A 10,284-nucleotide genomic window follows, 5' to 3' on the forward strand; every position below is an offset into this window, starting at 1 on the left:
TTAAAAATTTCAAATTTAATTTTTTTTGATCCAAATAGGAATTTATCTCTCATCATTATCTTGTAGAATTACTTTATTATCTCTAATATCGAGAGCTTCATTAATTTAATTTCTATGCGGTTGTAATTATGCTAAAAAAGCCATTTTGGATACCAAAATGGCGATTTTTTACATGAAAGATTTTTTGATGTTTTATACAAGTGTTTTAACAACAACAAATTAATAATATTAACGGGGGGGTCATTTGCAGTTAGTAATATCCTTCCTTTTTATCATAATTTTTTTCTTTTAAACTTCTTGTAACAAAGACAATAACAAAAAGGGATAAACTTAAATTTGCTAAGATTCAAAAAACTTGATATTTTGAATACTTAGAAGTGGGCGCCAAAAGAGGCCTAAATTTCGCGCTATCTAACCAATAGCCAGAGCCGATAAACTCTGAATGGAGATGGTCGGTTTGACAAACGAAAGAATGTCAAATTATAGTAGACCATAAAAGCGGGTTGCGACGAAAGCAAATTAGTCAAGAAGATACCGCCACCGAATAATTCTATGGGAAAGCCTGAAATGGCCTAAGAAGGAAAATTGATGTAATAGTATAACCTGTTCGGAAGTTGCTTAAACGGACAGTCCAGAGCCTACTAATATATAACTTCTGTATTGAGTAGTTTATCACATAAGAAAACCTGGAATCAGCCTCCAGAAAGAGGATACTTCCCCTAAGGAATTAAGGTAGAAATTTAGTGTAACTTGGAGAATCCTAAAACTAAGTAATTAAATTTACTAATCAGGAAATAAAAGCCCGGATGGTCAAGGATAAAGCATCTTTTTAGTAGTCGTAAGGGTAAACCTAAATTTGGGATAATTTAGTTAATCGGCTTACCGAGAAGAGAGTTAATCACTCTTATAGGGCGAAAGAAGAAAGTAATTTATTATTTATTCAATGGTATCAAGGAAGGAGTTGATATACTATGTCAACAACGGTTTCACTAGAAACTAAACTTTCGCGAACATTGGATAAAATTCAATATCGTTCAGCAAAGGCCACTCTTTAAAAAGAGAGCTGCAACAAGGAATGAATAACTTTCAGAATAAGCCAACAGCATTTAATAAAATTGCTGCTAACAAAGGGGCGGGCACACCCGGAATTGACAATGAAACCATCGATGGGATTAATCTAGAAAGACTAGAAAGATATCATCAGGAATATGTCAATAATGGTTATAACCCCAAACCAGTTAAAAGAATTCTTATTCCTAGCGATAATAAAAGAACTAGACCCTTGGGGCTACCTACCATTAAAGATCGGTTAATACAAAAATGCCTTAGCTCCCTATTTTGAAAATATCTTTTCAGAATGGAACTTGGGATTTAGAACCAAAAAATCTTGCCATGATGCAATCAAACGCGTCAAACAAAGATTTAAAGGAATTGACTACATCGTCAAAACGACTTAAAAGGCTACTTTGATACCATCAATCATGAAATTCTCATGCGAACCTTAAATCGGTTCATCAAAAAGAGTAAAACTCTCTCAACCATTAACAAATGGCTAAGAGCTGGCTTCATGAAAGATGGGATAAAATACGAATCCTTATCAGGTTCTCCTCAAGGAGGAATTATTTCCCCTTTGTTGGCGAATGTATATTTACATTACATGGACCTGAAAATGGAGGAACTGATTAAAGAAGGAAAGCCAATTAAGAAAGGTAATCCAGAATATGGGAAGGCATGGTCCAAAAACCAACACCATCAACTGGGGATTGATAGGTATATCAATTTAAACCCAAAGATAAGAGTTGAATATATCTGCTACGCTGATGATTTTATCATTGGTGTTAAGGGCGAGTATGACAAAGCCGAAGGGATTAAGAATCAAATAACGCAATGGCTAGAACAAGATTTGAAACTTACCATTAGTAAGGACAAATCAAAAATTGTGAAAGCTAACAAAGGCACAAGGTTTTTATCCTACATGATAAAGGTAAATCCCACCAATAAAACTCGTACAAGGAAATCTACAAAGAATTCCTTCAACGGTAAAGTTCAAATCCAAATTCCCCAAGCGAAAGCCAAAGAATACGGACACGAATACAATTGGTTAAAAAAGGGGAAGGTGAAACACGATGAAGCTTTAGCGGATAGAGACGAATTAGAAATAATCCGGACATATCAAATAATTGTTAAAGGAATTATCCAATACTTTTGTTTGGCTAACAATCTCGGTGTTTTAACCCATCTAAATTATCTAGCTGAAGATAGCTGTTTGAAGACACTGGCAAGAAAATGGAAAACATCGATTGCCAGAGTTCGAAAGAAACTTAATATAGGTTCAACTTGGGCTATTCCTTATCTTAATAAAGGGAAAATCCAATATGAACCGTGGGCTGTCTACTCTTGGGATAAAATTAAAAAAATGCGTAATTACAAGGGAAACCCGGACATTGCCATTAATAGATTTTTATTACAGGGTCGTACACATCTAACTGACCGTCTAAAAGCGGAACGTTGTGAGAACTGCGACAAAACAACTCAACTCCAAATTCACCACATTGGTACAGTTCGCGATGCGAGCCGCCATAGTGTCATGAATAAAAGAACAAAGGTATTGTGTAAAGACTGTCATCGAAAAGTGACAAATCAACAAATGCATGATATCAGAGAGAATACGAATGATAAGAATAAATAACTAATTAACCGCAAGGGGAAATTAGTTCTCGCAAGAGAGTAAATTATGGAAAGCCGAATGCTTGGAAACTTGCTTGTCCGGTTTGGACGGGGGCTGATTGTAAATAAAACAGCAAATACAAATCGCTGCATAAAACGAAATTAATCTATCCGTATTATTAAATATACTTTGCAAAAGTAAAAATAAAATATTAAAATTTCTATAATCAGAGAAAGAAAACAAAAAAAGAAATACTAAAGAAGAATTAAGTTTTGATAATTACTGTTTCTTTTATCTGAGTTTGAACAATATTGAAAAAAACTTTCAGATTAATGGCGGAGAAATGTTGATTATTTTGAGCAGTAATTTTTTTAAAGAAAGACATAAATTACACACAAATAGCAATTGTAATTAAATAGCTTAGCTAAATTATCTTGTCATGGTAAAGTCAATTTATTAACTAAACAAAAATAATCAATAACTAACTAGTGGTTTCATAAAATTATTTTCTGCACAAGAGGGTAGATTTTGGAAAAAAATTCTGATGATTGGAACGGTTTAGATTGAAAAAATGCCCCCCTCCTATTCTATATTTAATAATAAAGGATTAATAATTTCTGAAAATGGATTAATTATTATTAAAATCATAAAAATAGATAAAAATAAAATTGAATCGAAGCGATCTAATAACCCGCCATGTTCTGGAATTATTGTGCCAAAATCTTTAATTTTTAAATTTCTTTTAAATTTTGAAACTATAAGATCCCCTATTTGGGCTATTATACTATTTATTATGGTCAATATCAAGAAAATAATAAAAAATGATGTTTTAAATGAGGTTTTAGTTAAATAATTAAAAATAATGTTAATAATTATAACAATTATAACAGTAAATAATATTCCGAACCAAAATCCTTCTTGAGTTTTTTTTGGACTAATATCAGGACATAAAAGTTTTTTTCCCCAAAAATAACCTCCTAAAAATGCAAAACTATCGTTGGAAATAGAAATAATAAATAAATATAAAAGTATCTTTTTGTTAATCAAAATCAAAGTGAATATAGAAATACTACCTAATAAAATATATATAAAAATTGCTACATGTTTAAATAATTCGTTATATAATGAATAGTTATTATTTTTCTTATATGGTAAATAATTATATATTAAATTAATGCATAAAAAAATAGCTATTATAATCAAATTATTATCATTAAATATAAAATAATATAATCCTTGTATTATCACAAGATAATGCAATATGAAACTTAATTGTTTTGTTTTTAAATTTTTTTTATTTATAAAAGAAATATATAAAAGAAAAATAATCGTGAAAAAGATAAACAAGATTATTGAATCGTTATTTGTTACATTTGTTTTTTTTAAATAAAAAATTTTTTTTATGTAGCTGTGTAATAAGATAGAATTATTTGTTATTTTAATAATTTGATTATTATATAAATGATTTAAAATTATTTTTATTAAATAAAATCCATAAATAAAATTAAATATATAAAAAAATAATATATTTAAAATCTTTTTTCTATTTCGAGTTATTATTGTTTTTTTTGAAATTTCTGGAATTTTAAATTGTTTAATGACTTCTTGGAAAGATAAATATATAAAAGTTATAAGTGATAAAACACAATTGTAAAATAAAAAATTAGTATCGTGTTTTTGGTCTATATATGTTAAAATAGTTAACCATATAGTGGTTATTGTGAGTATTTTAATTCCTATAGATATTTTTTTTTCATTAATTTTCATATAAATTTGATTGACACAAATATTATTAATAATTTAACAATTCTTTGTTTTTTTGATGAGTTAATTCGTCTATTGATTGGATAAATTTATCATGAATCATTTGTACTTTTTGAAGTATTTTCGTTTCTAAGTCTTGATTAACTTTTATTTTTTTAATTTTATCTTTATTTTGTCTTCTGATATTTCGAATACCAATTTTAGCTTCCTCGGCAGTTTTTTTAATTTTTTGAGTCAATTGAATACGTTGCTCTTCAGAAGGTTTGGGAAAAATTAATTTGATAATGTTGTTTTCAGTTTTCGGATTAATACCTATGTTTAATTTTAAAATAGCTGTTTTAATACTTTCTATCAAATTGTTATCAAATGGTTTTATATGCAATTGATTACCTTCAGAAACATAAATAGAACTAAAATGTCTTAAAGGTTGCATTTGGTTATAATAATTGATATATACTTGATCTAATATTTGCGGATTAGCTATTCCTGTTCTTATATATTTGAATTTTTCATTCATGATTTTAATTTGAGATTTCATTTTTTCATTAATTTCATTTAGTATAATTTCTATTTGATTATTATAATTTTGCATTTTAATTCTCCTTAGAAGTAATTAGAGTTCCTATTTTTTCTTGTAAAATTATTTTTTTAATATTACCTTTTTGATTCATGTCGAACACTATAATATCTATTTGATTTTCCCAACATAAAGAAACAGCTGTAATATCCATAACATTTAATCTTTGCGATATAATTTCTTTATGCTCTATTTTTTCTAAAAAAATTGCTTTTTGATTATGTTTAGGATCAGAAGTATACACACCTTTAACATTATTTTTTGCCATTAAAATTATGTTAATGCTTAATTCGGCAGCTCTTAAAGCAGCTGCAGTATCTGTAGAAAAAAAAGGTACTCCAATACCTCCGCTTAAAATAATAACACGTTGTTTGTTTAAATGATGATCAGCTCTTTTTTTGATATAAGGTTCAGCTACTGCAAGCACTTGAAAAGATGTCATTACACGAGTTTCAACTTTCAAATTTTCTAAAGCATCTTGTAAAGCTAAAGCGTTTACAATAGTTCCTAGCATCCCCATATAATCAGATTGATCTCTTTTCATTCCAAGAGTTTGTCCAGTAATACCTCGCCAAATATTACCTGCACCGATAATGATAACAATTTGTACACCTAAATCTTTAATTTCTTTAATTTCCTTAGCAATTTCTTTTACTTTTTGTGGATCAATAGTTACTTTTTCTCCTTTTAATGCTTCTCCACTTAATTTTAAAAGAATTTTGCTTAACATTAAAATCTCCTATTTGACTAAAATTATATATTTATGTAAATTGATAAATTTCTTTAAGTATTTTTTTAAAATTTGAAATTTATTATTTAATATTAATTAGTGTATGAAAATAAATTTTTTTAGATATATTTTTAATCATTTAAAGCAAAACGATAAAACATAATAATATCTGTATTATTTTTTTGCAAATATTTTTGAACTTTAATTTTAGAATTATTGTACATATTTTGTTGTAATAAAATCTCTTTTGATTGAGGATTTGATTCTGTAATATGAATAGGCAAATGTTTTTCGACATTCTGACAAGGTTTAGTTATGTGTATTAAGGTTGAAATTTTACCATTTTGATGTATATAATAACCAAAACTTTCTTCGTTTTTTTTATAAATTACTTGTATTCGTTTTAATCTTATTTGTTCTTGAAAAAGAGTCATTTTTTGACTTATTATTTGTTTTACTGTTTTTCCTTGAAAATTATAATTTAAAAAATCGTTTAAGTTTCGAATATTATTAGGAGCTTGTAACAAAATTTGTTCTATATTTTTTATTAATTCTATAAATTTTATATTTTTAGCTGCAAAATCTGTTTTTATGTTTATTTCAAAAATTACAGCTTTATTTTCCTTAAAAGCTACATGAGTAGCACCTTCTAACAAAGGTTCTTTAAAAAATTTAGGATATTCTATATGTTTTTCTTCATTTAATAATTTAATAGCTTCTTCTATATTGCCTTGAGTTTTTGTTAAAGCTTTTGCGCAATCAAGTATACTAAAATTAGTAATTTCTCTTAATTTTTTAACTTTTTCTATCATTTCAGATTTCATATTTTTAATTAAGCTCTTTTATTTTATTTTTTTATATATTATTAATTTGTACAAAGTATTACAAGAAATTATTTTTTTATTTTTTGTATTAATTTTAAGAATATTATTTTTAAAATGTTATAATATTATTATTTTTGGTTAGAAATGTTTTTTTCTTGGTTAGAAATATTTTTGATCAATTCATTTTTTTGATTTGCGGATTTTATACCTTCTAAAGCAGCATTAGCTAAAATAGAAGTTATTAATTTAACTCCTTTAATGGCATCATTATTCGCAGGAATAACATAATCCACTAAATCCGGATCACAATTACTGTCTATAATACCGAAAATAGTAATATTTAATTTTTTTGATTCTGCAATAGCTATAGAATCTTTTTGTGTATCTATAATAATAATAGCTTGAGGTAGTTTATTCATATTTTTAATACCACCTAAAATTTTCTCTAATTTATTTCTTTTTTGAGTTAATTTTGCTACTTCTTTCTTAGTTAAATGATTCCACAATCCTTCTTCTTCTTCTTTATAAAGGTTTATTAAATAGTTAATTCTTTGGTTAATAGTGCTAAAATTAGTAAATATACCGCCTAACCAACGTTGATTGATATAATATTGTTGTGCTCTTTGAGCTTCTGTTTTTATAATATCTTGTATTTGTTTTTTAGTTCCTAAAAAAAGAATTTTTCCGCCTGAAGAAACTATTTCTACAATTTTTTTATAAGCGATATCAATATGTTCTACAGTTTTTTTTAAATTTATAATATGAATTTTATTTCTTACTGTAGGGACTCCATCATTTTTTAAGCAAAAAAGATATTTTTTAGCTTTATAATGTGTTTTTTTCGCCGAATGTCCAAAATGTATTCCGGCTTCTAATAACTGTTTAATATTTGTTACATTGCCCATGTTTTTTATGTCACTCCTTTATTAAATTTGTAATTTTTTGATTTATTAAAATTTTATATTAAAAAAGGGTATTATTTTTATTTGGTTTTGATCCCTAATTTCCAATCGTATTTTTTTTTATTAACCTTAACATTTTAACATATTTTATATTTTTTGACAATTTTTTTGGTTAAAATTATTTAGTACTACCGAAACCATTTTTTCTAATTTTATTTTCATTATTATCATTTTTAACAAGTAAAAAATTTTGAAATATTCCTTGAGCGATTCTTTCATTTTTATTGATAATAACTGTTTGATTAGAAAAATTGTATAATGAGATTAGAATATGTCCTTCATTTTCGGAATTATTGTAATAATCGCTATCTATTACTCCTACATTATTTGTTAACATTAATTTTTTTTTTATAAATAAAGAAGATCTAGAGTAAATTAGTAAAACTTGATTGGAAGGTAAAAATACTTTTAATCCTGTTGGTATTATTACTAGTTGTTGTGGTAAAATTTTTGTTTCTATAGCGGACGCTAAATCATATCCTGCACTATATTGAGTTTGTCTTTTCGGTATTTGAATATTATTTTTTTTGTAATAACTTACTACTTCAAAAAAACTTTCATTGGACATTTGTTTATTTTTTTCTCTTTCTCTTTAATAAATATATTTAATTTTTATTTTTTTCATTTTATTATTTATTATATTATTATAATAAAAAAACTTTTTATGTAATTCATTATCAGATATATAAGTATAAATTTGAGTTGTTTTTAGATGGTTATGCCCTAATAATTCTTGTACTATTCTTAAATCTGCTCCATTATTGAGCAAAACAGTGGCAAAAGCATGCCTAAACATATGTGGTGATATTTTTCCTTTATATTTATTTTTTAAACAGATTTTTTGGATAATATAACTTATACCTTTAGTAGTGATTTTATTGCCATATTGATTAGTAATTAAAAATAATATTCCTTTGTTATTTTGCTTATTAATAAATTTAGGTCTTATATGATTTATGTATTTTTTTAACATATCGGAAAGTTTTCTATGTAAGGGTATATATCTATCTTTGGAACCTTTACCATTAATTAAGATTTGATTAGTCAAAAGATTTATATTGTTAATAGTTAAATTAACTAGTTCTTGCGCTCTTAAACCACAACTATAAAGTAAGTCTATTATTAAATAATTTCGATAATTTGTAATATTATCATTTATATTTATAGAGTTTAGTAATTTTTGTATATTATGGGGTTCAATAATTTTAGGTATTTTGCGATTTAATTTAATATTAGGTAAAGATTTGAATATGTTAGTTTGAACATTATGTTTATCTTTTAAAAAATTGTAAAAGGTTCTTAAGGTAGAAATTTTTCTTTTAATAGTTGCATTTGCATTTTTTTGAGAAGTTAAATGAATCAAAAATAGACGAGATAAATTGTCATTTTTTAATTCATTAATATTAAAATCTATTCTTTTTTTATTACAAAATAATACAAATTCTTTTAAGTCGGAAGTATAATTAATTATTGTTGATAATGAATAATTTCGTTCAATTTTTAAAAATGTTTGAAAATCTTTAAGTAATTTTAAATCCATTATGTGAACTCACTTTTTAAAATTATTTTTTAGTAATGTATTTCTATTATTCTATTTTTATGTCATTTTAACTTTTTATATATTTTTAATTAAATTTATTTTTATTTTATTTTATAATATAAAGATTTTCATTTTTTATTTATTCTTTTTAATAAAATAAATTAAATTGTTTATTATAAGAAAATAAATTATTTTAAAGCTAATATTAATAATTTTATATTAGTTTTTCAATTTTTTTTAATATGTTATGAAAAATAATTTATTTATTATTCATAAAAAAAACGATATTTTACAATTTTTAGACAAAAAAATATATTTATTGTAATATATTACTGTTAATATTTTGTTACAATTTTAAAATATAGATTTTAGAATTCAAATTTGTATTCATTAAGAATAAAAATTTGAAATATTTAAATTTATTTTAAATTTATTTTTAGATTAATGTTATTTATTTTAATGATGGAAAAAAATATTTTTCATTTATAGAAAAATAATGTTTATTATTTATTTTTATTAGAAAATTTTAAAAAAATTAAAATTTAAAAGTTAATGATAATGAGAATTTTTCGGAAATTTCAATCTTAAAAAATAATTAGTTTTTTTCTAAATTTATAATTTAATCATAAATTTCAATTTTTTTTCAAAAATAATTGTTTTTTTTTGTAAATCGAAAAGATCTGATTTTTATTTTTTTATCAGGTTAAAGAAAAAGGATTTTGAATAATGTCAATATCAGAACAAAAAATAGATGGTTTTCTTTTTAAAGAAATGGTTATTAATGGTACCATTAATTTAAAAAAAAATTGTCAAGAAATAAATAATTTAAATGTTTTTCCTGTTCCGGATGGTGATACAGGCACTAATATGTATATGACTATGGCCGAAGGTATTCGTCATATTTATTCGTTAAATGAAAATTCTATTATTGAAGTTTCTCGTGTTTTAGCTAATGCTTTGATTATGAATTCTAAAGGTAATTCAGGTGTTATTTTATCACAATTTTTTAGCGGATTTTCTAATAAGTTAATTAAGTTAAAGAAGAATTTTATTAATATAGAAGAATTTATTCAATCATTAATTAGTGGCTATCGACAAGCTTATTCTTCTATTTTTTCCCCTGTAGAAGGTACTATTTTAACAGTGTTACGCGATTCTATTGAAGCTATTAATAATCAAAAAAATTTTAACAATATGGAAGAATTATTGAATAAAATTA

At 24.6% G+C, this 10,284-nt stretch carries 8 protein-coding genes and 1 pseudogene; 2 read left to right on the plus strand and 7 right to left on the minus strand.

From position 1 onward, the window contains the following. Window positions 1–971 precede the first annotated feature (971 nt). Window positions 972–2,689: pseudogene (locus tag OC698_RS01995) on the plus strand (reverse transcriptase domain-containing protein). Window positions 2,690–3,250: 561 nt separating this feature from the next. Here OC698_RS01995 and OC698_RS02000 read toward each other — a convergent pair. The 7 genes from OC698_RS02000 to OC698_RS02030 form a co-directional block, all read right to left on the minus strand. Then, window positions 3,251–4,435, minus strand: a complete 1,185-nt coding sequence (locus OC698_RS02000; RefSeq protein WP_304513054.1) for a phosphatidate cytidylyltransferase — start codon at window positions 4,433–4,435, stop codon at window positions 3,251–3,253. Between the two features lie 25 nt (window positions 4,436–4,460). Continuing rightward, window positions 4,461–5,024 (minus strand): ribosome-recycling factor, encoded by a 564-nt coding sequence (locus tag OC698_RS02005; RefSeq protein ID WP_304513055.1) that lies wholly within the window; start codon window positions 5,022–5,024, stop codon window positions 4,461–4,463. 1 nt (window position 5,025) lies between these two features. Continuing rightward, on the minus strand, window positions 5,026–5,745 hold the full coding sequence (gene pyrH, locus OC698_RS02010) for a UMP kinase (RefSeq protein ID WP_304513062.1): 720 nt from the start codon (window positions 5,743–5,745) through the stop codon (window positions 5,026–5,028). A gap of 125 nt (window positions 5,746–5,870) precedes the next feature. Continuing rightward, window positions 5,871–6,563 (minus strand): translation elongation factor Ts, encoded by a 693-nt coding sequence (tsf, locus tag OC698_RS02015; RefSeq protein ID WP_304513056.1) that lies wholly within the window; start codon window positions 6,561–6,563, stop codon window positions 5,871–5,873. Between the two features lie 128 nt (window positions 6,564–6,691). Further along, a complete protein-coding gene (rpsB, locus tag OC698_RS02020; RefSeq protein WP_304513057.1) occupies window positions 6,692–7,468 on the minus strand; it encodes a 30S ribosomal protein S2 in 777 nt (258 codons plus the stop codon). Window positions 7,469–7,643: 175 nt separating this feature from the next. After that, window positions 7,644–8,093 carry a dUTP diphosphatase gene (gene dut / locus OC698_RS02025; RefSeq protein ID WP_304513058.1) on the minus strand — a complete coding sequence of 150 codons (450 nt, stop codon included), beginning with the start codon at window positions 8,091–8,093 and terminating at the stop codon, window positions 7,644–7,646. Window positions 8,094–8,117: 24 nt separating this feature from the next. Continuing rightward, entirely contained in the window at window positions 8,118–9,065 is a 948-nt protein-coding gene (locus OC698_RS02030; RefSeq protein WP_304513059.1) for a tyrosine-type recombinase/integrase, read from the minus strand. A 726-nt stretch (window positions 9,066–9,791) separates the two neighbouring features. Between OC698_RS02030 and OC698_RS02035 the strand changes: the two genes are divergently transcribed. After that, window positions 9,792–10,284, plus strand: a 493-nt coding sequence (locus OC698_RS02035) for a DAK2 domain-containing protein (RefSeq protein WP_304513061.1), incomplete at its 3' end; no start/stop codon positions are given.

Origin of the sequence: Candidatus Phytoplasma gossypii (genome assembly GCF_030586975.1) — a bacterium.
Lineage (GTDB): Bacteria > Bacillota_I > Bacilli_A > Acholeplasmatales > Acholeplasmataceae > Phytoplasma > Phytoplasma citri.